Below are 21,219 nucleotides of genomic sequence, written 5' to 3'. Positions count from 1 at the left end.
AAAATTTAATAATAAGGATAAAAAATGATTGATACACGGCTTCCATTGACCGATTTACATCGTCATCTTGACGGTAATATTCGTCCTGAAACCATTTTGGCTCTCGCACGTCAACATAATATCCCACTCCCTGCTTATGAGCTGGAAGCATTGCGCCCCCATGTCCAGATAATTGAAAACGAACCCAACTTAGTCAGCTTTCTCCAGAAATTAGACTGGGGAGTTACTGTTCTGGCCGATTTAGATGCCTGCCGCAGAGTTGCCATTGAAAACGTTGAAGATGCCGTCAATGCGGGTCTTGATTATGCTGAACTGCGTTTCTCTCCTTACTACATGGCCATGAAACACCAACTCCCGGTTGAAGGTGTCGTTGAAGCAGTCATCGATGGTATCCACTCAGCAAGCCAACAACATGATATTCAGATCCGTTTGATTGGTATACTGAGCAGAACGTTTGGTAAAAAAGCTTGCACTCAGGAACTGGCGGGCCTTCTTGCCCATAAACAACATATTACCGCATTAGATTTGGCAGGTGATGAACTGGGTTTTCCCGGCAATATCTTTGAACCGCATTTTGTCCAAGCGCGTGATGCAGGCTGGAACATTAGCGTACATGCGGGTGAAGCCGCGGGTGCAGAAAGCATTTGGCATGCCATGCGTGAATTGGGGGCGACTCGGATTGGGCACGGTGTTAAGGCTATCACTGACCCAGCCCTGATGGATTATTTAGCTGAACACAGTATTGGCATTGAATCCTGTCTAACGTCAAACCTGCAAACCAGCACGGTCAGCTCCTTGCAAGCTCATCCGCTGAAACAATTCCTTGAGCATGGCATTTTAGCATCAATCAATACCGATGATCCGGCAGTAGAAGGAATTGAAATTCGTCATGAGTACAATATTGCTGCGCCGACAGCAGGGCTTTCACCAGAACAGATTCTGCAGGCGCAGATTAATGGATTGGCAACCGCCTTCCTCAGCGAAGCGGAAAAACAGGCTCTGAAAGACAAAGTAGCAAATCGTTAAGAAGCACGGCCATTTATTCCAAACCTATTTAATTCTAAAGGCAGAAATTAATCTGCCTTAATTCAGTGAGAGCTGCTTTCTCCACTGCTGGGTTATTCCCTTTTTAAACGCTGTGCATAACGCTGGGCAAGCACAGCACAGACCATGAGTTGGATTTGGTGGAAAATCATCAACGGCAATAGCATTACTCCCACCATTGACGCAGGGAACAATACATTAGCCATCGGTACACCATTCGCTAGGCTCTTCTTCGAACCACAAAATACAATAGTTATTTCATCTTCCTTACCAAACCCAAGCAAACGCGAGCTGTATACATTAATCACTAACACTATAGCCAATAAGATACAGCACACGATACCGATCATCAGAAGCGAATAAGCATCAATTTTATGCCAAATGCCTTCCACCACCGCCTCACTGAATGCAACATAGACCACCAGCAGAATAGAGGAACGATCTGTCATGTTGACCAGTTTTTTACGTTTTTCCACCCAACTGGCAATCAGGGGACGCAATAAATGCCCAGCAATAAAAGGTACCATCAGTTGCAAGATAATATCTTTTATCGCTTTCCACATATCGGTATGAGCTCCCCCTTCATGGGATTGAATCAAAAAACCGACCAATAATGGAGAAAGAAACACGCCTAACAAACTCGAAGCGGAAGCGCTGCATATCGCCGCAGCCACATTTCCTCCAGCAACAGAAGTAAAGGCGATAGCAGACTGCACGGTGGCAGGTAAAGCACAAAGATAAAGAAACCCCATATAAACCGTCGGTGACATCCATTCCGGCACAATGAAATACAGTCCCATGCCCAGTATCGGGAATAAAACAAAAGTGCTAATGAAAATCACCAAATGCAACCGCCAGTGCCCTATACCTGCCAGAATGGCATTGCGGGATAACTTAGCCCCATGCATAAAAAATAACAGTGCAATAGCAGCCGTTGTTAAGTACTGAAACCATTTTTTTGCTTCACCCTCACAGGGGAAAAACGATGCGATGATAACCACCATAATCAGTATCACCAAAAAAGGATCAATTCTTAATTTCTGCAACAAGTTCATCAATATAGCTCCCCTCGCTTTACCCACTCCAGCGTGGTCAATCAATCAGGATAGTGCGTTGTTCTTTTGCCGATTTTTCGCCCGCTTCAATCAGTTTCATGATCAAGATAGCTTCGCGGGCAGTCACTGGGTTAGGTTTCCCAAACAAAATAGCATCACGAATAGCGGCATAATAAGCCCCATAATTACCCGGTATGGTTGGAATCACTTTCGTGATTAAGTCATCACCTTGTGACAACGTCACAGCACCATCGCGAGCATCATATCCCCAATCTGCCCGTGGTGGTCTTTCTCCAGCCTTCAAACGTTCTTCCTGCGGATCCAGTCCATACTTCATGTAACTGCCCGCCATACCATGCAATGTATAAATAGGAGATTCTGACGCCGCGAGCATTGTTGCATGTAGCACAACTTTCAAATCAGGATAATTGAGCTGCGCATGAAAATAATCCGCCGTCTCTGCATTCGGTCGTACCATGCCTAGATCTGTCGTGATAGCTTGTGGCTTCCCAAAGAGTTGAACGGCTTGATCCAGTAAATGTGGTGCTAAATCGTACCAAATGCCACTCCCCGCACCGACAGCTTCGCGCCAGCGTTGACGAACAGCGGGACGGTAACGATCAAAGTGGGATTCATAATATTTTAATTCTCCCAATTTATTTTCTTTAATGAGGGATTTCACTGTTAAAAAACCGGAATCCCAGCGACGATTATGGAATACAGACAGCAACAAATTAGCTTCTTCCGCTTGTTTCTTCAGTGACTCTGCTTGCTCCACGGTAATCGTAAAAGGCTTATCAACGACAACATGCTTACCCGCCGCCAACGCCTTTTGTGCCAGTGGGTAATGCGTATCATTGGGTGTTGGGATCACAATCAGGTCAATGTCAGGATCACTAAATAGAGCTTCCGGTGAGGAAGCAACTGACACCGTTGGCCAATCTTTCTTGACTTTTTCTGCATCACTGCTGGAAATTGCGACCAATTCAACATTGGATGTCCCTGCAATCAATGGCGCATGAAACGTTTTACTTGCATAACCATAGCCCACCAAACCAACTTTCAAAAAATCATTCATAACTGCCTCTAAAAAATGATCGTAATACGATGAATTAAGTACTATGAATTAGTCACAGGGATCAGAAAATATCACCACCTATCACACGTTAGCAAATAATCCTGTTTCCTGTGTTACTATCTTTTTCCTATATCAAAACGCTCAATGGAGTGAATGCTTTTTATGTATCAATCCAATGATTATTATCGCATTAATGGCTGGTTATTAGCGCCTGCCGCCTATCTGGTCATGACATTAATCGCCGCCAGTTTGGTGCTGCTGTTATATACCATGATGTTTATCCATAAAAATGAGGCCATTCACCAAATCGATGGTAGATTTACCACTATGTGGTATATCTCGATATTAACCACGGCAATAATGTGGTGTTTTACTGCTTGGGTATTGAAGTTACTTTTTATTCGATCAAAACGCTTTCCACGTATTTTTATTATTTGGCTCATAGTTTCTGTTCTAATCGCCATAAAAACCTTCGCCTTTTCTCCCATTACTGATGAGATGGCGATACGCTCCCTATTATGGCCATTACTGGCCGCCGCAGTTTTCGTTCCTTATATTAAACGTTCTCATCGGGTAAAAATGACTTTCACACAAGATCGATAACATACCCCACAATTGATTGTTATCATTGCTCCACTTTCCTCGCCGTCAGGTGAGGAATTTCTATTCAGACTATATAAACCGTATTTTATTTTCCAGCATCTTATTTTCAGGTATAGCAATGACTGAATACCTCCTGTTATTTATTGGCACAGTCTTGGTCAATAACTTTGTTTTAGTAAAGTTCTTAGGCCTATGCCCTTTTATGGGTGTGTCCAAAAAACTAGAAACCGCGATTGGCATGGGGCTAGCAACAACATTCGTTTTAACTCTGGCCTCTATCAGTTCATGGCTGATAAACACCTTTATTCTCGTACCACTCGACTTGGTTTATTTGCGTACCCTGAGTTTCATTCTTGTTATTGCGGTTGTCGTCCAATTTACTGAATTGGTCGTCCGCAAGACCAGCCCGACGCTTTATCGACTCTTAGGGATCTTCCTGCCATTGATTACAACCAACTGTGCTGTACTCGGTGTCGCACTGCTGAACGTCAATCAATCCCACGGCTTTTTGCAATCTGCCGTATATGGCTTCAGTGCTGCAGCTGGTTTTTCCCTTGTGATGGTACTGTTTGCCGCCATTCGTGAACGTCTGGCTGTTGCCAATATACCTGCCCCTTTTCGTGGTTCATCGATAGGGCTTATTACTGCGGGGTTAATGTCCCTCGCATTTATGGGCTTTAGTGGTTTGGTGAAATTCTAATGATGTCATTATGGATTGCTATCGGCGTGTTAAGTGTACTCGGATTATCCTTTGGTTTAATTCTTGGTTTTGCTGCCCGCCGTTTTAAAGTAGAAGAAGATCCCATTGTTGAAAAGGTCGATAATCTGTTACCACAGAGTCAATGTGGGCAATGTGGCTATCCCGGCTGTCGTCCCTATGCTGAAGCGGTCGCTAATAATGGTGAGATGATCAACAAATGTGCCCCAGGCGGAGAGCCAGTGATGCTCAAGATGTCCGAATTGCTGGGTGTTGATCCACAACCGCTGGATGGCGATGACAACGTACAGAATCCTGCCAGAAAAGTTGCTTTCATTGATGAGGAAAACTGCATAGGCTGCACTAAGTGCATTCAGGCATGCCCGGTCGATGCCATCATCGGTGCGAATCGCGCCATGCATACCGTTGTTGAAGATCTCTGCACAGGTTGCGATTTGTGCGTCGCACCTTGCCCAACAGATTGTATTGTTATGATCCCAGTTGCTACCACTACTTCAAATTGGAAATGGGATTTGAACACCATTCCGGTTAAAAATATTCCTGTTACACCTGAATCCACGCTATTCCCTGCTATTAAGCCTGTTGAGGTTAAAACCCATGTTTAATCTACTCAACTTGCTCAATAAGAATAAAATCTGGGATTTTGATGGTGGCATCCATCCACCGGAAATGAAATTACAATCCAGCGTTACTCCGCTGCGTTACGCGCCATTGCCGGATGAATTAATCATTCCCCTACAGCAACATTTAGGACCGGAAGGTGAATTGCTGGTCAAAGTGGGTGAAAAGGTATTAAAAGGTCAGCCATTGACGTTTGGTACAGGTCGGACTGTGCCTGTTCATGCCTCTACCTCAGGAACGATTACCGCAATCGAGCCTTGCGTTACCGCACATCCTTCCGGGCTGAAAGAACTATGCGTTCGGCTACAACCGGATGGCGAAGATCAATGGTGCGAGCGCATCCAGTCTACTGACTATAAGACACTTGATGCCAAAAGCCTGTTACAGCGTATTCAACAAGCGGGTATTGCGGGGTTGGGTGGTGCAGGCTTTCCCACAGTGACAAAACTCCGGGGTGGCCAACACAATCTCAGAACGCTCATCATCAACGCCGCAGAGTGTGAACCCTATATCACGGCTGATGACCGTTTGATGCAGGAACACGCAAACGAAGTTATCGAAGGTATCCGTATTTTGATGCACCTGCTCAATCCAAAACAGGTGTTGATTGGTATTGAAGATAACAAACCTGAAGCAGCAGATGCACTGAATACGGCTCTCAATGGCGATAATTCCATTATTGTACGAGTTATTCCAACAAAATACCCTTCTGGCGGAGCCAAGCAACTTACCAAGATCCTAACAGGGAAAGAAGTCCCCTCCGGTGGACGTTCTTCTGATATCGGCATTCTCATGCAAAACGTCGGTACAGTCATGGCTATTAAGCGCGCCATTATTGATGGAGAGCCATTAATCGAACGTATAGTAACCCTGACGGGAGAAGCTGTGACTTCTCCCGGTAATTTCTGGGCACGCCTCGGGACGCCAGTTCAGTTCCTGTTACAGCAAGCTGGGTTTAAACCCAAATCAGAACAAATGGTCATTATGGGTGGGCCATTAATGGGCTTTACTTTACCTGATCTGAATGTACCACTCGTCAAAATCAGTAACTGTATTCTTGCGCCTTCGACACAAGAGATGGAGCCAAAAGAGATTGAAGAAGCCTGTATCCGCTGTGGCTTATGTGTTGAAGCCTGTCCCGCAGGGCTATTACCTCAGCAACTTTACTGGTTTAGCCGTGGGCAAGAGCATGAAAAAGCCAAAAATCATCATCTGTTCGACTGTATTGAATGTGGTGCCTGCGCTTATGTGTGCCCCAGTAATATTCCTCTCGTTCAATATTATCGACAGGAAAAAGCGGAAATACGGGCCATAGATGCAGAATCACACCGTTCTGCTGAAGCCAAAATTCGTTTTGAAGCCAAGCAGACACGTATGGAACGAGAAAAATTGGCTCGTGAGGAACGCCATAAGAAAGCCCCCGTTCAGGTTGATAGCGGCGATAAAAACGCTGTACAGGCCGCCTTGGCTCGCGTGAAGGAAAAACAGGGTGATGCAGGTGAAGCTATCACAATTCAAGCTGGGCAATTACCTGACAATACTGCGGCGATTGCAGCACGTAAGGCCAGAAAAGAACAGATGCGTGCTCGTCAGGCAGAAAAACAAACTGCCACCAACTTGGATACAGAAACGACAGCATCAGTTGAGGGTGACGATCCACGTAAAGCTGCCCTTTCCGCAGCAATAGCTAGAGCAAAAGCGAAAAAAGCAGCCCAAAGCGAGGAAGTAACAACGCCACCAAACGAGTTACAAAATAGCGCAGATGATAAACAAGATCCACGCAAGGCCGCCGTTGCTGCTGCAATTGCTCGTGCCAAAGCCAAGAAAGCTGCACAAAACCAACCTGAACCCGCTCCGCAGCAAACCGTCTCCGCTGAACCGGAAAAAACGGATCCGCGTAAAGCGGCCGTGGCTGCGGCTATCGCTCGCGTTAAAGCTAAGAAAGCCGCTCAAGAAAAACAAGAAACCCCAACAGAATAGTGACATTTATCGATGAAATTCAGGCCAGTAACAACTGACAATAACCAACTAAAAGTCGCGAGCTCGCCTTTTACACACAATCAAAAAAGCACCCGACAGATTATGTTTTGGGTGGTTTTAGCTGCCGTTCCCGGTATTGCTGTACAAACCTATCTATTTGGCTATGGAACATTGTTCCAAATCTTATTGGCAATCATTACCGCATTGTTAGCTGAATCCGCAGCCATTGCACTGAAAAAACAATTGGTCATTCCCTATCTCAAAGACAATTCAGCTTTAGTTACAGGGTTACTGCTGGGAATCAGTCTGCCGCCTTTAGCACCGTGGTGGTTGATTGTGCTCGGAACATTTTTTGCCATTATTATTGCCAAACATCTGTACGGCGGACTCGGTCAGAATCCATTTAACCCGGCCATGGTCGGATATGTTGTTCTTCTGATTTCATTCCCGGTGCAAATGACCAGTTGGATACCACCAGCATCTTTACAAATGTTTTCCTTAACGCCTTGGGATAGTCTGATGGTTATCTTTACCGGGCATGCACCTGATGGTTCTACCTTGCTACAACTGCAACAAGGTATTGATGGATTAAGTCAGGCAACACCACTGGATAGCTTTAAAACTGGCAGACTGACTCACAGTATGAGTGAAGTGCTGCAACAACCTATATTGCAAGGTACTTTAGGCGGTATAGGCTGGCAATGGGTTAATGTCGCGTATCTGGCTGGTGGGTTGATTATGCTCAACCGGAAAGTCATCAACTGGCAAATCCCAACCGCATTTATTCTGTCACTGGGCGCTTGTGCATTACTGAGCTGGCTCATTGACCCCACCCGTTACTCACCTCCTTTATTGCAGATCTTTTCCGGTGCGACCATGTTAGGGGCATTTTTCATTGCAACCGATCCGGTTAGTGCCTCAACCACACCAAAAGGCCGCCTGATTTACGGCGCGATTATCGGAATTCTGATTTGGGTTATCCGTGTTTATGGTGGTTATCCTGATGCCGTAGCATTTGCCGTCTTGTTGGCAAACATCTGCGTACCGCTGATTGACCATTACACACAGCCTCGTGCTTACGGCCATAAATAGGGAAAGGGAGAACTGACATGTTAGAAACTATGCGACGTCATGGTATTACTCTTGCAATCTTTGCCGCTTGTACAACAGGATTAACAGCAATCGTCTATTCATTAACAAAAGATCGGATTGCGGAACAAGCAGCATTGCAGCATAAAACATTGTTGGATCAGGTTGTTCCCCCTGCTTTATATGACAATAAAATGCAGGATGAATGCTATCTGGTCACAGACAGCTCATTAGGTAACAAACAACCCCATCGCCTTTATCTTGCCCGAAAAGATAATAATCCTGTTGCGGCTGCGTTGGAAAGTACAGCACCTGATGGTTATTCAGGCGCTATTCAATTACTGGTAGGTGCTGACTTTTCCGGCAAAGTACTCGGGGTGCGTGTCACTGAACACCATGAAACACCGGGATTGGGGGATAAAATTGATACCCGTATTTCAAATTGGATCTATGCTTTCTCTGGCAAGAAAGTGATGTCAGAAGACAATAACCAATGGGCAGTCAAAAAAGATGGCGGTGAATTTGACCAGTTCACCGGAGCAACCATTACACCTCGTGCTGTCGTTAATGCCGTAAAACGCACGGCTCTTTATTTGGAAACAATACCAGAGCAGCTTTCTTCGCTGCCAACTTGTGGAGAAAAATAACCATGAGCGAAACCAAAAACCTATTTATTCAGGGACTCTGGAAGAACAACTCAGCGTTGGTACAACTTTTAGGTCTTTGCCCTCTGTTAGCAGTTTCTTCCACTGCAACCAATGCTCTGGGATTGGGATTAGCTACAACACTGGTTTTATTGAGCACCAATATTGCCGTATCCGCCTTGCGTCGTTGGGTTCCCCATGAAATTCGCATTCCCATTTACGTGATGATCATCGCGTCCGTTGTCAGTGCTGTTCAGATGTTAATCAACGCATTCGCATTCGGATTATATGAATCATTGGGGATTTTTATTCCGCTGATTGTCACTAACTGTATCGTGATTGGCCGGGCGGAAGCTTACGCATCAAAGAATTCCATTTATCATTCAATGATTGATGGCCTTGCGATGGGCTTTGGTGCAACTTTCGCCCTGTTCGTACTGGGAGCGATACGTGAAATTCTGGGTAATGGCACACTGTTTGATGGCGCAGATTTATTACTGGGTGGTTGGGCCAAGTCATTGCGGATTGAAATAGTTCATATGGATTCCCCCTTCCTGCTCGCTATCCTGCCACCCGGCGCCTTTATTGGATTAGGTCTGATGTTAGCAGGAAAATATATCATTGATGAACGCCTGAAGAATCGTTCAGAAAATAAAGCACGCCAATACAACATAGAAAAAGGCTGCGGCAGCCATATCACAAGAAGCTGAGGGTGTAATCAGATATGAATCAACAAAAACGGGTCGAAATCCTCACCCGCTTACGGGATAACAATCCGCATCCGACAACTGAATTGGTTTTCAATTCGCCTTTTGAATTGCTGATCTCTGTATTGCTGTCTGCACAGGCCACGGATGTCAGCGTGAATAAAGCGACGGCAAAACTCTATCCCATTGCGAATACCCCGCAAGCCATTCTCAATCTCGGTGTGGATGGTTTGAAAGAGTATATAAAAACCATCGGGTTATATAACACCAAAGCTGAAAATGTGATTAAAACCTGTCGGCTTTTACTGGAAAAACATCAAGGTGAAGTGCCGGAAGATCGTACAGCACTGGAAGCCCTGCCGGGTGTTGGCCGTAAAACAGCCAACGTTGTGTTAAACACCGCTTTTGGTTGGCCAACGATTGCGGTCGATACGCATATTTTCCGCGTCAGTAACCGGACACAATTTGCACCGGGAAAAAACGTTGACGAGGTTGAAAAGAAACTGTTGAAAGTCGTACCGGCTGAATTCAAGGTTGATTGCCACCATTGGCTGATCCTGCACGGACGTTATACCTGTATTGCCCGTAAACCGCGTTGTGGATCTTGTATTATTGAGGATCTGTGTGAATTTGAGGATAAAACCGAATAGTCATTCCACAAGGGCTGTAAGTCAGGGGTAAAATTTGAACCCATGTATTAGGATGTTGCAGATCCTCGCCTGATCACTACATTCTTAACGTGGCGGCGGCAAACTCCATCAGGTGAACGGAATTTGATTAAAGCGAAATTCCGGATAAAAAACAGCACATTGTCAGTCAATAACCACCCGCAATGCGGGTGGTTAAGGGGATTAAGAACACCGTTGTTTAGCAGATTGAACGGACATTAAAAAACCGGGAGAATAGATCTCCCAGTATAATATTACTCATAGACTCTTGCAGCCATTAAGATATCAGCAATGAATGTCCAATTAATATTTTCTGGAACGGATAACTTCTGATTTACATAATACCCATCCATGTCCTCTATCCAAGAGGACATCGCTTCAAGATATGAAGGCAGATCTTTATTTTCCCACTCATTCAAATTATTTCTAGCATTTGAAGAAAGAGTCTCAAGAAATTCAATAAAATCTTCTCTAGTCTTTATTTCTTTAGTATTCATAAAATATTAACTCACTGTCTCATATGTTCTCACTTTCACACCGTTAACCATAGTGTAAATCTTAAGAACGATTGATTTACCGTCTACTACTGTTGTCATTTTCCTAGACATCTCCCCAGCTATCTCATCAGGCGTCGCCCATCTAAAAGGAACGCTCTCAAGTTCCGCTTTTCTGAATGCAATTAATCTACGATGATCTAGAGTCCATATTTTATCTCCATCTTTAACTAGTCTCATTAACGGTAAATCAGAAGGCCTCAAAGTTTGATTCCTCAAAGCCTCTGCATTCTCTAAAACCGTATAATTTTCACCTTGATTTAATTTACCTCCACTTGAAGCAGACTTTTGCATAAATCGAACCTCTTTTGGGTCAATCTCCCCGTCAATATTCCCGCATGTTAATCCTAATGGATCTATCCAGCTTAATGGATTTGGTACGTACTGATAGAGATTCAGCCCCCCAGCCAGCCCTATCGAGTCGGGTGTCAAATACTGCGACGTACCACAATCATAATACCGAAACCGATTATAGTATAACCCGCTTTCCTCGTCTTCATACTGTCCGGCAAACCGCAGGTTGCAGCTCACATGGTAATCTTCATCATTTGCCGCCAATAGCGGCATCCGTTCAGCTTTGCCCCACGTTGTCAACCGGCTTGCCCAGACCAGCTTACCGGATTCGCTCAGTATTTCCCGTGGCGTGCCCTGATGGTCACTGACAATATAGTGCAGTCTGCCTTTTTCATAACGCGCTGACGGAACTAATGCGCCCGGCTGATACAGCCAGCAAATACTGCAATCATAGGCCGGGGTGCCATCTGCATAGAGCGGGGTTTCTTCCACCAGCTGGTTACCGCTCCACAGGTAGTCATACCCCATAATGGCATCAGGTTTTGCGGTTAAATCCGGTTTACCCTCCAGCCAGCGTTGCCGATTAGCCGCGGCCAGTTTGCCATCGTGCACTTTCAGCTTGCGGATACGCCGGCCAAAGGCATCATAGCGATAGTGCCAGCGGGAACCATCCGGTGTTTCACAGTGGGTTAACTGATTTTGCGTATCCCAACGATAACGCCATACCTGTGGACGAAAACCGTCACGGTGTTCGGTTTTTTCCACCTGCCGGCCATTGTCATCATAGCGGTAAGTGACATTGCCACGTTTAATAACCCGCCCGGCCTGCTGATGCTGTTCAATCTGCTCAATCGCCCCTTTTGCATCCACCAGCACATGTTGGCTCAAATTACCATTGGGGTCATAACGAAACTGCTCTTCATAGGGCAACCGGCCATTGAATTCAGCGTTAACAATCTGGTCATTCTGGTTATAGCGGTAACGGGTCTGTCCCCAGATGCCGTCATCGATCATTCTGACGCTGTATGCGCGGTCATACTGCCAGCTACGGTTAACCGCCGTGGCTTGCGGTGGAAAATGGGGATCGTTCTGCGCCAACGTTTCACGGAACAACGCGGTCGTCCGCCCGGCGGACTGGTGTGCCAATAACCCGGCAGCAGTATACCGGCTGGCAAGAATAAACCCTGCCGCGCTTTCCCTGACCGTTTCCCGCCCTAACGCATCATGGCTCAGAGTCAGTGGCGTATGCTGGTTAAACTGAAAATGGTTCACAGCCCCCATGATGTTATAACCCCAGTTCAGGGTATGCTCACCGCGGGTTTCCGCCGTTAACTGCCCGGTCAGGCTGTTCCACTCACGGGTGATTTCACGCCCATTAATGCGTTCACACACAGGTAAACCCACCGCATCATATTCGTATTCCACTACGGCATCGTCATTGGTTGCCCTGATAAGCTGGCGGCGCACGTTATATTCGTAAGTGGTGGTGGATTTCAGTTCGTACTGGTCTTCCTGCTGATGCCCGCTTTCCTGTCGGGTCAATAACCCTGCCGACGAGTAATGCCAACGCAAGACGTGATTATCCGGATAACGGGCCTGAATGCGACGCCCCAGCGCATCATACTGATAGTCGATGGTACGGCCGGTAAAGTCGATTTCACGGATAACCTGACCCGCGGCATCCCGTTCATAGCGATACGTTTCCCCTGTCGAGGCGGTGACGGAACAAAAACGCGTGAGACGGTCATAACCAAAGTGTAATGTCGTGCCATCCGGGCGGGTCATGTGGGTCAGCAGATCAAACGCCCCATAGCGGTAACGCGTCGTGCGGCCTTCCCCGTCAGTCACCGCGACCACACGCCGTTCGCTGTCATATTCAAGCTGTTGAGTCACCCCATCCGGTAATTCAATTTCGGTCAGGCTGCCATTATCGAGGCTGGCATGAACAGCACTGTAGCGATAGCGGGTTTCCTGCTTAAGCGCATCGGTAGTACGGCGCAGACGCCCCAGTTCATCCAGTTCCAGACCGGTTGTCTGACCATCGGGTGTCATCATAGCGGCCAACCGCTGATGCTCATCATAGGCGTAGTGCCACTGCCGGCCATCCGGCAAAAGCCGTTGCTGCAATTCGCCATGAATACCGTACTGATATGCTTCTGTATGTCCTTGTGGGTTGGTGACCGCCGTCAGATTGCCTTGCTCATCATGCTGGAAGCGCCAGATATCCCCCGTGGGTAAAATCGCTTCGGTAAGCTGACCGTGTTCATCATAGTCATAATAAAAAGCGTCCCCCGTGGGCAGTACAACTTCGGTTAATGCCCCGTCATGGTTGTAGTCAAAAGTGGTGTAACCGCCCAGCGGATCAATTTCCCACACCTTCTGGTTATAACGCCACTGCGTCCGGGTTTCACGCCCTAATGGGTCAACCTCACGGATCACCTGATGATTTTGATTGTAATAGGATCGGGTTTTTCCGCCTTCGGCATCCAGATAAGTGGTCACACGGGCATCATCGTCATAAATAAAACGGTCAGACCAATAACTTTCGGAGGAATGTGTGGAAACGACCCGGCCACGTTCATCGTAGTGAATATAAAAATCGGTCTTATCCGTATCGTGCCAGCGGGTCATATAGCCTTGCGCAGTGTATTCATGCCAGAGATGGTTTTGCTGAAAAGCATCACATTCGGCCAGATAGCCGTATTGGTCATAATGGCAGGTGAGCAACCGTTGCTGGATCTGCTGAAAATGGTAATCCACTGCCCGGAGCTGATTATCCTGATAGTGAAGGGTTAAGCGGAAACCATCATTGCGCACCACTTCAATCAACTGATGCTGATCATTATAGATAAACTGAATATTGTTCTGATGGCGATCTGTGATGGCAGACAGCCGACGCCGGTTACCCTCAATCTGGTTAAAATGGAGAGTTTGCTGGTTTTGTTTGTTGATGATACATAATTCACCCTCCCGCTCCCCTGTCAGCAGACAGTGGAGAAGATGGTAATTACGCGCCAGCACCTGATTTTCTGGTGTCGAAAAATCATAAACTTGCCCGTCAGCATCGGTAAAATGAACTTTTTCACCGTCGAGCACTAACTGACGTGACCAGTCATCGGCCCATTTTCGCCCTAATAATCCATTCAGGCAGGCGGTAGAGCGATAGGTTCGGTTTAAGGTAATCGGCAACAGACCGGGAATGGCAATCACTGAGAATGTTTGTAGGTAATCGCCAGAGGTGATATCGACAGGTTCGCCGTTTAGACAGGGACTACCTTTACACTCAGAAGGCTTTTCTTGATCAGCGTTCTTGGCAGGATCTTTTTTCTTTGGTCTCTTGGGGTTAGCGGGGTTACTGCTATCCCCTTTTCTTTTAACTTGAACCCCTGCTTTAGCTGTTTTAGCTGCAGCTTTGGCTTCAGTTGCAGCTTCGGCTACTTTAGTTGCAGCTTTGGCTTCAATTTTAGGTATTATAGTCTCTGCTGCCTTAGAGAAGGCTTTTGTTACTCCTTTTAGTTCTCCTGGCCCGAAAACCAAACTTGCAAAATCACCCACTTTCTCTGCGGGAGTATTTAGTTCAAAACGATAGGACTGGAAAAAATGTGCGACCTTTGTCATCCATTGACCAAAGGTTGACATTCCCCCCCAACCAATTTTGTCTCCCAACCAATTGAATTCTGCTCCCATAATCGAAGGACCAAAACTCAATACATCAGGTACCGTATTAGCTAATCCTTTCCCAAAACCTTTTCCTACATCAATAAGAGTTTGTATATAGTGAACACCGGCTATCTCGCCAGGGGAGCTAAGTTTATCACCATGAAAAAACTTAACAATTCCATTAAAGGCATCTTCAGGATGTTGTGATATTGTATAGATATCGCTTATATTTCCACTGACTACCTCTTTAAATGCTGCGGCTCTATCCTTAACCGTTTCCCAAGCGTCATTAGCGATTTCTTTAGTTTTTCCCCAAAGCTGCTCCAACCAGCCTTCTTCTTTTTTAGTTTCCAGCTTAACAGGCGGATTCGCCTCTGACGGACTTCTTTTTGACCGCTTCGGCTGGCCAACAATAGTCCCCACCGTATTCCCTGTTCCCGTCGGGCTATCGTTCTTTGCTCCTTTTGCCATATATCCTCCCTTATGCCCCATTCATCCAGAATTTATCTGTATGGCGCAATGTCAATTTGCCACCAGCCCTCACGGTTTGCGTATGTTCTTTCGGGTGACACTTTCCTCCCACCGTGCCACTTTTCACCCCTGTAGCCGTCCCCGCTTCATCCCCCAATGTCTGCGGGACAAAACTTTGCCCGAATACCACCACTGGTTGCCCGTTTGCCCGCACCGATGAGACCGGTGCAGAGGAATCCTCCAGCTTTGCTATTACGGGATAAGGAATCGGAGGCGTGGCCGGTCCCATCGGGGTTTTGCAGACATCGGGAACCAGACTGATAATCAACCATTGAGTATCTTTACGGGCAACATAGTTATCCGCCATGATCCTGCTCCTGTTCAGGTGCAAATGTAATTAAAGGGGCTTTGGGGTTTATTTCAAACCGGGCTTCCGCCACTCGGATAGGGAAGTCAATGCTGAAATGCAGACGAAACGTCAGCGCCAATGTCATTGCATCGGTATCAATAATCAGGGTATCGAGGTTCATCAGAACGGGGAAAAGAGCACCATCCTCCATGCGGAACAGGATAAAAGGACGATGCCCCGGCAGTTCGGTTTGTAAGGAGCCATCCGATGTCAGGTTGGTGAGTTGCAGTGAAATATCGGTAGATGGCCAGTCAATCTGCTGATCCTGCGGGGTGCCATTCCAGTAACCGAAATCAAAATCCTGTGGCAGATAGGGATGGCGCTGTTCCAGCCATGTTTGATCATAGGTTCCGGCCAGTGTTCGCCGTGGTAACCATGCCCGCCCAATAACGCCCATACCCTGCGGTTGACAGGCTGGCTCGGTGGCTGAGAAATGGCCTGCCAGCATATCAGTAAAATGGTGTGCGGTTATCGGTGCATTCGGATGAGTAATGCGCGGTGCCGGATAACGAGGCAGATCTTTCGCCTTCGCATACCACGGCAAAACAAACCCCGTACCGATGGGATTGTATTCATAAACCGCATGAGCTATGGGAGCCTTTTCACCATCGGGGTGTTGGCTGCGTTGTTCAGTAGAGAGCTTGTCTTCCTCTGTTAGTGCCTTCGCCGCTTTATCATCCTCGGCTTCAATCCGGCATCCCCCGCCAAAGGCATAACGATAATCAAGCGGTAAACGGTTAAATGGTTTAGGATCAGAAAGCTGCCATTGCCCGTTATCGGGGCGGAAAAATTCCCGTTCTCCTGTGATATGCAGCGTTTTATCAAGCAATGTGTCGCCATTGGCATCCATGACTGACAAACGAACAGGAAAGGATGAACAGGGCTCACCTTCCGGCGCATAGGCAGTGCCATTGACAATCACGTCACACTTGGGCTTAAACGGCGCCAGATCACTTTCCTGCAATACCTGTGAGACGTTCAATGCGCCCCGATATTGATCCTGTACACATAAGGACATAACCGGCAGCAGTTCAGCCAGATATTCACCCTTCCCTGCGGGCAATAGCTGATAACCCACTTTCATGGCAATCACATCGTATTCCTGATCTTCTGTATCCAGCATCCGGTAGTTCATCACCGAAAAAGGGGTGAGATTCCTGAATTCCATCGCCCTGTCTCCTTAATTCAAATCAATGTCTTTGCCGTGGATTTGCACAGGGCCGCTGGCTTCGAACAAGAACTGTTTCCCTTTGATGGTAATTTTGCCGTCTTTGTCCATACGCAAAGTGCTGTTACCGCATTTCAGTTCAATTACCTTACCTGCCGAAATAGACAGGGTTTGCCCCACGGACACTGTCTTCTGCATTTTGACCGATTCAGTTTGACTCATGGAAACCGTGGTATTCATACTGGCGCCAACGGTAATGGTATAAGCCTGTCCCACTGTCAGGGTCTTAGCCTGCCCGACCACTTCGGTGCTGGTCTGTTGCACAACTTCCTGTTTATTTTTTTTCACAATAACGGCCTGATTACCGTCAATCGTTTCAGTATGATTACCCAGCACCTGCGTGGTACGGTTATTCAACACTTTGGTATTCATATCCTTCTGGGCATGAATAAAGACTTCTTCACTGCCTTTGGCATCTTCAAACCGCAGTTCGTTGAATCCGTCACCTTTATGGGTGTGAGTTTTGAACGTGGTACGGGTTTTCTCGGCAGGTAAATTAAGAGGCGGTCGGTTACGACCGTTATAAGTACAGCCCGTCACGATGGGACGATCAATATCGCCATTAAGATAAGAAACAATTACCTCCTGACCAATGCGGGGTATCGCCATAAAACCAAAACCATTACCGTTCCAGCCCTGTGCCACACGTACCCAGCATGATGAGCCATCTCCCGCTGGATCATGACGATTCCAATGGAAATGCACTTTAATAGCGCCATGTTCATTGACAAAAATTTCTTCACCGGGTGGTCCAACGACTGTCGCCAGTTCATCACCATCAGCCAGCGGCTTATAACGGTACGGCGGGCGCCAATCATCTTTCCCCGGAATAAAAGTGACATTATTGGTCAGCGTGGTGCCTTCACCGGCAATGCCTGCGGCTTGTGGCTGGGAACCATAATGATTAATGGTAATGACCTGCCAACGATCATTCATGGCAGCAATCGGATGTGATTTCAGGATAAAGATTTTACCGGGACGCAACTGAATACAGTTAGTTTGAGCTGAACCCAGCTTACTTTCGCTGTTCAGTTGGTTAAGTCGCACCTCGCCCAGCGGTTTACCTTCTTTGCTCCACGGGAAACGTCCATAACTTTCAAATATTGAATGACGACCACCTTGAGGTAGCTTGGCCTGAGTCTGCAAGGGCTGAGAAGACCGCAGGTAGTTGTAGTCCTTGTGGATATACTCATCCGGACAGAGGTATTCCCCATATTGCCACTGCCAAGCGGCAGTATCTTTATCATCGGTATTGGGTTGGACGTTGTAAGTCAGATTAAGATCCGCCGTCATCCCCAAATGGGAGTCACTGAAAAACAGTTGCTCTTCTTCAAACCAAAACGCAATTCCCTCTTCCGCCGCCAGCCGACACCAGAAGTCATAGGCAGATTCACGTTTCTGGGTGGTATATTCTCTTACAGGATGGTGATCGCCGTCTTCATAGAACTTGTTGTCCGACTTGACACGATGTTCTTTCAACAATTGTTTAAGAATATCCGGTACGGACTGACGCTGAAAAAGACGACTGTCCTGATGAAGGGTCATTCGCCACATTTCTGGTTTGATAGTAAAAGTATAATAGGTTTGTCGTCCGTCAGTGTTACCCTGTGAGGCACCCGCCACAATACCTTTGATCGTCCGTTCAACCCTGCTATTGCGAGTGATGGCCAGTGATGCATATGTCCCTAATTGGTCATTAAGTACCACGCTGTTAAGGGGACTGACCACGGTTAGGGACAAGTAATAAAGCTGAGACAACCCTTCCTGTAAACTGAAATTCACCACCTGAAAGGTGGTACTCGGCAAGGCACCTATCTGGCAAGTAAATACTAATCCATCCATTTCTACATCTCCTTACATGATCGGGCGATACCCTTGAAGTGGACAAGGTGATAAAAGCCAGCGGGTATTGGAAACATTTCCGATGACAGTCATGCGCATACGCATATCTTCGGTAAGGCAAAACGGTAAAAACTGATACAAAATATTGGCAAACCGGAACAGTTCGCCTCGGCTGGTATAAACGGCTTCATCCAGTGTTAGTTCAACATGCACACAACGGTAAGGTACGCCCCGGATCAACCAATCACCGGGAGTGGATTGAACCGCTAAAATGCCCGCTGTCATCCGCTGGATATCGCGGTGAGTATGCCGATCGAGATCAGCATAAAAATCGTAGTCCAGCAGGAGCTGTTTAAGAGCTGATACCGAATTCAGCCAGAAACCGTTGGCAGCATGGTGTGAAAGTAATCCCCAATATCGTGAATAGTCTGTTACTGGTGGATAACTGAGCGCGGTGGGTGTAAGGTTTTTAACTTGCAGGCCATCGGGAATATCCTCACCTGTATGGCAAATATCTCCCACCACCAATACAGGCAAACCAACATCAAATGTCACAAAGTGACAAGTCAACTCCTGTTCTGGAGGCTGTTCCATTGGTCGGCCGTGATTGTCATAAAACATCAACTCATATTCCAACCGCCCCAACGCATCACGGTTAATCCCTAACTCATAAAACCAAATTTCTTCGTCGGCATGACGGAAAAAATGCGTAAATTGGCTCATAGGATGAAACTGGCACCGCTTGCCACGTTCTACACTGGGCTCGTCTTTTAACTGAAGGTCAGTCATGGACAGAATCCCTTGTCCGGTTAATAAAGGCAGAGAATAGCGAGAGGTATCTGGTGCAAAAGAGAGTGTCACCTGCGACTCACGTTCAATATTCACCACGGGCACACAATGAAGATGGAAAGCATCAGCCAGTTGAGTCTCAGACAGGGGCAAAACTTCATTGAGTTTCAACGTAACACTAAACTGCCGAGTTTCTGTCATGGATAACCGATCGCACATCACGGTCGGCAGAGCCAATGTCATAAAGTGGTGAACATGGGGTAAATAGAGCGACTCCATCAGCATCTGCGGAGCCCAATTTCCTGCAACTGAAACTGGCGGTGATAAGATCAATCGGGAAGAGCCTGACAAGGGTTCAAACCTGAGAGGCTCGGCCGGATAAGTCAATCCGTTGTGATGCAGTTCTGCACCTTGCAAGGTGCGGCACAGAGCAAACATCAACATATCTGCCAACACTTCATCAGGGCTAAGAAACAGGCTAATAGGACGAATAGGCCAATAATCTTCCATACCTGTGTATTGGAAAGTCAGCGTAATACGAGTTGTTTCTGCCTGATACGTGATATCTCGTGAAATCAATATCAGCGGTTCAATATCACATGCTCTACTCGTGGAAAATGTTGTTCCCATACCAGAAGAAACTTCCGTCCCCCTCGGTAAGGTGCAGAAAAAGTCAACACCTTCTCCTACATCGAACTGGACTACACTCGTGGCAGGAACTCCCTTAATAGACAGAGACTTTAATCGTTGCAGCAGAGGTAAAGTAATTTCGGGAAAAGCATCATCCACTTTTTGATGTAAACGAGCCATTAAAACCGCAAAACCTTCATTTAGCCTTTCGATATCGGGATCAATACCATTAAAAATCTTCGCCAAATGAGATTTTTCTTCACCAGCCAGTTTTTCAAGTTGTCTCAGATAATCCAATTCCCATTGGAAATAAAAGTGAAAAGAATCCATATCAGCTCCATTAAAAAACGATACCAAATGTAATATAATCTCTCGGTTAAAATATTTTTATTAAAAGATCACATCAAAAAACAATCCTTAGAAAGCCAAAATAACAATCACCACTCCCTTAAATAATTAATAAATTAATAAATTAATAAATTAATAAATTGAAAATACAAACATCAGATAAAAATATTAAGAAATATTACACTTTATAAAAAACACTAATTACACAATAAAAGAGTAAAATTATAGAATTTTATGAAATTATTATTCGTAATATTGCATGACAACATCACTAGGTAAAACAATTTTAATTAACATAAATGTTACAAATTTTAACATAAAGAACGCAATCTAACTTGATGATATATAATAAAAAATATTAAATTTACCATTAACTTACAATGAAACATTCACTATCCTGGCAATTTATGGATAAGTTGACTTACTTTAATTTACATTACAATCAAAGGTACTATTTTAAGTCTTACTTTTTTGTCTGCTTATAGCAAATGGGGTTATGTAGGAAGTAAAGATAAAATAAGAGATAAACATTTTACTAGCGGAATTTTAGACTCAACCAATACTCACGATTCTGGTTTTCCTTATAAAAAATCACGATGCGACTGCTCATGACTTATTAAGAGAAGAAAAGAAAAAATATAAATTTTAAAAAAAACCACGAATTATCACTCTGTATCTTCCTGATGAAGCACCTTTTGATTGTGTTAACACTTGTGATGTTAATTCATCGTCTCACAAATGAAGACAACATTAGAATCCTCAAACGGGGTTATGTATTAAATAGTTA

At 45.8% G+C, this 21,219-nt stretch carries 17 protein-coding genes; 9 read left to right on the top strand and 8 right to left on the bottom strand.

Translation table 11 applies throughout. The features are described from left to right. The first annotated feature begins 24 nt into the window (after window positions 1-24). Window positions 25-1,026, top strand: a complete 1,002-nt coding sequence (gene add / locus H8A87_RS18060) for an adenosine deaminase (RefSeq protein ID WP_198691303.1) — start codon at window positions 25-27, stop codon at window positions 1,024-1,026. 92 nt (window positions 1,027-1,118) lie between these two features. On the opposite strand, the gene H8A87_RS18055 is transcribed toward add, so the two are convergent. Continuing rightward, window positions 1,119-2,099: a bile acid:sodium symporter family protein gene (locus H8A87_RS18055; RefSeq protein ID WP_198691302.1), complete on the bottom strand. Its 981-nt coding sequence runs from the start codon at window positions 2,097-2,099 to the stop codon at window positions 1,119-1,121. Between the two features lie 37 nt (window positions 2,100-2,136). Next, on the bottom strand, window positions 2,137-3,177 hold the full coding sequence (locus H8A87_RS18050; protein WP_198691301.1) for an oxidoreductase: 1,041 nt from the start codon (window positions 3,175-3,177) through the stop codon (window positions 2,137-2,139). Between the two features lie 162 nt (window positions 3,178-3,339). Here H8A87_RS18050 and H8A87_RS18045 point away from each other — a divergent pair, with 162 nt between their 5' ends. From H8A87_RS18045 to nth, 8 genes are all read left to right on the top strand, one after another. Then, window positions 3,340-3,780: a DUF2569 domain-containing protein gene (locus H8A87_RS18045; protein ID WP_198691300.1), complete on the top strand. Its 441-nt coding sequence runs from the start codon at window positions 3,340-3,342 to the stop codon at window positions 3,778-3,780. A gap of 118 nt (window positions 3,781-3,898) precedes the next feature. Further along, window positions 3,899-4,480 carry an electron transport complex subunit RsxA gene (gene rsxA / locus H8A87_RS18040; RefSeq protein WP_092518572.1) on the top strand — a complete coding sequence of 194 codons (582 nt, stop codon included), beginning with the start codon at window positions 3,899-3,901 and terminating at the stop codon, window positions 4,478-4,480. Next, complete coding sequence (gene rsxB, locus H8A87_RS18035; RefSeq protein ID WP_198691299.1) at window positions 4,480-5,103, top strand: electron transport complex subunit RsxB; 624 nt, start codon at window positions 4,480-4,482, stop codon at window positions 5,101-5,103. The genes rsxA and rsxB overlap by 1 nt, the downstream gene beginning before the upstream one ends. Continuing rightward, the gene (rsxC, locus tag H8A87_RS18030; protein WP_198691298.1) at window positions 5,096-7,099 is read left to right on the top strand and encodes an electron transport complex subunit RsxC; all 2,004 of its coding nucleotides are present in this window, start codon (window positions 5,096-5,098) and stop codon (window positions 7,097-7,099) included. Before rsxB ends, rsxC begins: the two co-directional genes overlap by 8 nt. 12 nt (window positions 7,100-7,111) lie before the next feature. Next, window positions 7,112-8,191: an electron transport complex subunit RsxD gene (gene rsxD / locus H8A87_RS18025; RefSeq protein ID WP_198691297.1), complete on the top strand. Its 1,080-nt coding sequence runs from the start codon at window positions 7,112-7,114 to the stop codon at window positions 8,189-8,191. Between the two features lie 17 nt (window positions 8,192-8,208). Beyond that, the gene (gene rsxG / locus H8A87_RS18020) at window positions 8,209-8,835 is read left to right on the top strand and encodes an electron transport complex subunit RsxG (RefSeq protein ID WP_198691296.1); all 627 of its coding nucleotides are present in this window, start codon (window positions 8,209-8,211) and stop codon (window positions 8,833-8,835) included. Between the two features lie 2 nt (window positions 8,836-8,837). Next, a complete protein-coding gene (locus H8A87_RS18015; RefSeq protein ID WP_198691295.1) occupies window positions 8,838-9,542 on the top strand; it encodes an electron transport complex subunit E in 705 nt (234 codons plus the stop codon). Between the two features lie 14 nt (window positions 9,543-9,556). After that, window positions 9,557-10,189 (top strand): endonuclease III, encoded by a 633-nt coding sequence (gene nth, locus H8A87_RS18010; protein WP_198691294.1) that lies wholly within the window; start codon window positions 9,557-9,559, stop codon window positions 10,187-10,189. Window positions 10,190-10,461: 272 nt separating this feature from the next. Here nth and H8A87_RS18005 read toward each other — a convergent pair whose 3' ends face one another. Genes H8A87_RS18005 through H8A87_RS17980 form a run of 6 tightly spaced genes read right to left on the bottom strand, consistent with a single transcriptional unit; the run spans window position 10,462 to window position 20,414 of the window. Beyond that, window positions 10,462-10,704, bottom strand: a complete 243-nt coding sequence (locus H8A87_RS18005; RefSeq protein ID WP_198691293.1) for a DUF7660 family protein — start codon at window positions 10,702-10,704, stop codon at window positions 10,462-10,464. Window positions 10,705-10,710: 6 nt separating this feature from the next. After that, a complete protein-coding gene (locus H8A87_RS18000) occupies window positions 10,711-15,186 on the bottom strand; it encodes an RHS repeat-associated core domain-containing protein (RefSeq protein ID WP_232370354.1) in 4,476 nt (1,491 codons plus the stop codon). 10 nt (window positions 15,187-15,196) lie between these two features. Then, the gene (locus H8A87_RS17995; RefSeq protein ID WP_198691291.1) at window positions 15,197-15,553 is read right to left on the bottom strand and encodes a DUF4150 domain-containing protein; all 357 of its coding nucleotides are present in this window, start codon (window positions 15,551-15,553) and stop codon (window positions 15,197-15,199) included. Continuing rightward, window positions 15,543-16,763 (bottom strand): DUF2169 family type VI secretion system accessory protein, encoded by a 1,221-nt coding sequence (locus tag H8A87_RS17990; RefSeq protein ID WP_198691290.1) that lies wholly within the window; start codon window positions 16,761-16,763, stop codon window positions 15,543-15,545. Before H8A87_RS17990 ends, H8A87_RS17995 begins: the two co-directional genes overlap by 11 nt. 12 nt (window positions 16,764-16,775) lie before the next feature. Next, the gene (locus tag H8A87_RS17985; RefSeq protein ID WP_198691289.1) at window positions 16,776-18,665 is read right to left on the bottom strand and encodes a type VI secretion system Vgr family protein; all 1,890 of its coding nucleotides are present in this window, start codon (window positions 18,663-18,665) and stop codon (window positions 16,776-16,778) included. A 12-nt stretch (window positions 18,666-18,677) separates the two neighbouring features. Beyond that, entirely contained in the window at window positions 18,678-20,414 is a 1,737-nt protein-coding gene (locus H8A87_RS17980; protein WP_198691288.1) for a type VI secretion system baseplate subunit TssF, read from the bottom strand. Between the last annotated feature and the right edge of the window lie 805 nt (window positions 20,415-21,219).

Origin of the sequence: Xenorhabdus lircayensis, from assembly GCF_016306625.1 — a bacterium.
Lineage (GTDB): Bacteria > Pseudomonadota > Gammaproteobacteria > Enterobacterales > Enterobacteriaceae > Xenorhabdus > Xenorhabdus lircayensis.
Note: the sequence above shows the minus strand (reverse complement) of the source record. Positions and strands in the feature narration are given on the sequence as shown.

Bases quoted from the DNA above. Each gene is read 5' to 3' on its own strand.
- H8A87_RS18055 (WP_198691302.1), bottom strand. From the start codon at position 2,099: ATGAACTTGTTGCAGAAATTAAGAATTGATCCTTTTTTGGTGATACTG.
- H8A87_RS18015 (WP_198691295.1), top strand. From the start codon at position 8,838: ATGAGCGAAACCAAAAACCTATTTATTCAGGGACTCTGGAAGAACAAC.
- nth (WP_198691294.1), top strand. From the start codon at position 9,557: ATGAATCAACAAAAACGGGTCGAAATCCTCACCCGCTTACGGGATAAC.
- H8A87_RS17990 (WP_198691290.1), bottom strand. From the start codon at position 16,763: ATGGAATTCAGGAATCTCACCCCTTTTTCGGTGATGAACTACCGGATG.
- add (WP_198691303.1), top strand. From the start codon at position 25: ATGATTGATACACGGCTTCCATTGACCGATTTACATCGTCATCTTGAC.
- H8A87_RS17980 (WP_198691288.1), bottom strand. From the start codon at position 20,414: ATGGATTCTTTTCACTTTTATTTCCAATGGGAATTGGATTATCTGAGA.
- H8A87_RS18005 (WP_198691293.1), bottom strand. From the start codon at position 10,704: ATGAATACTAAAGAAATAAAGACTAGAGAAGATTTTATTGAATTTCTT.
- rsxB (WP_198691299.1), top strand. From the start codon at position 4,480: ATGATGTCATTATGGATTGCTATCGGCGTGTTAAGTGTACTCGGATTA.
- H8A87_RS18045 (WP_198691300.1), top strand. From the start codon at position 3,340: ATGTATCAATCCAATGATTATTATCGCATTAATGGCTGGTTATTAGCG.
- rsxA (WP_092518572.1), top strand. From the start codon at position 3,899: ATGACTGAATACCTCCTGTTATTTATTGGCACAGTCTTGGTCAATAAC.
- rsxG (WP_198691296.1), top strand. From the start codon at position 8,209: ATGTTAGAAACTATGCGACGTCATGGTATTACTCTTGCAATCTTTGCC.
- H8A87_RS18000 (WP_232370354.1), bottom strand. From the start codon at position 15,186: ATGGCAAAAGGAGCAAAGAACGATAGCCCGACGGGAACAGGGAATACG.
- H8A87_RS17985 (WP_198691289.1), bottom strand. From the start codon at position 18,665: ATGGATGGATTAGTATTTACTTGCCAGATAGGTGCCTTGCCGAGTACC.
- H8A87_RS18050 (WP_198691301.1), bottom strand. From the start codon at position 3,177: ATGAATGATTTTTTGAAAGTTGGTTTGGTGGGCTATGGTTATGCAAGT.
- rsxD (WP_198691297.1), top strand. From the start codon at position 7,112: ATGAAATTCAGGCCAGTAACAACTGACAATAACCAACTAAAAGTCGCG.
- H8A87_RS17995 (WP_198691291.1), bottom strand. From the start codon at position 15,553: ATGGCGGATAACTATGTTGCCCGTAAAGATACTCAATGGTTGATTATC.
- rsxC (WP_198691298.1), top strand. From the start codon at position 5,096: ATGTTTAATCTACTCAACTTGCTCAATAAGAATAAAATCTGGGATTTT.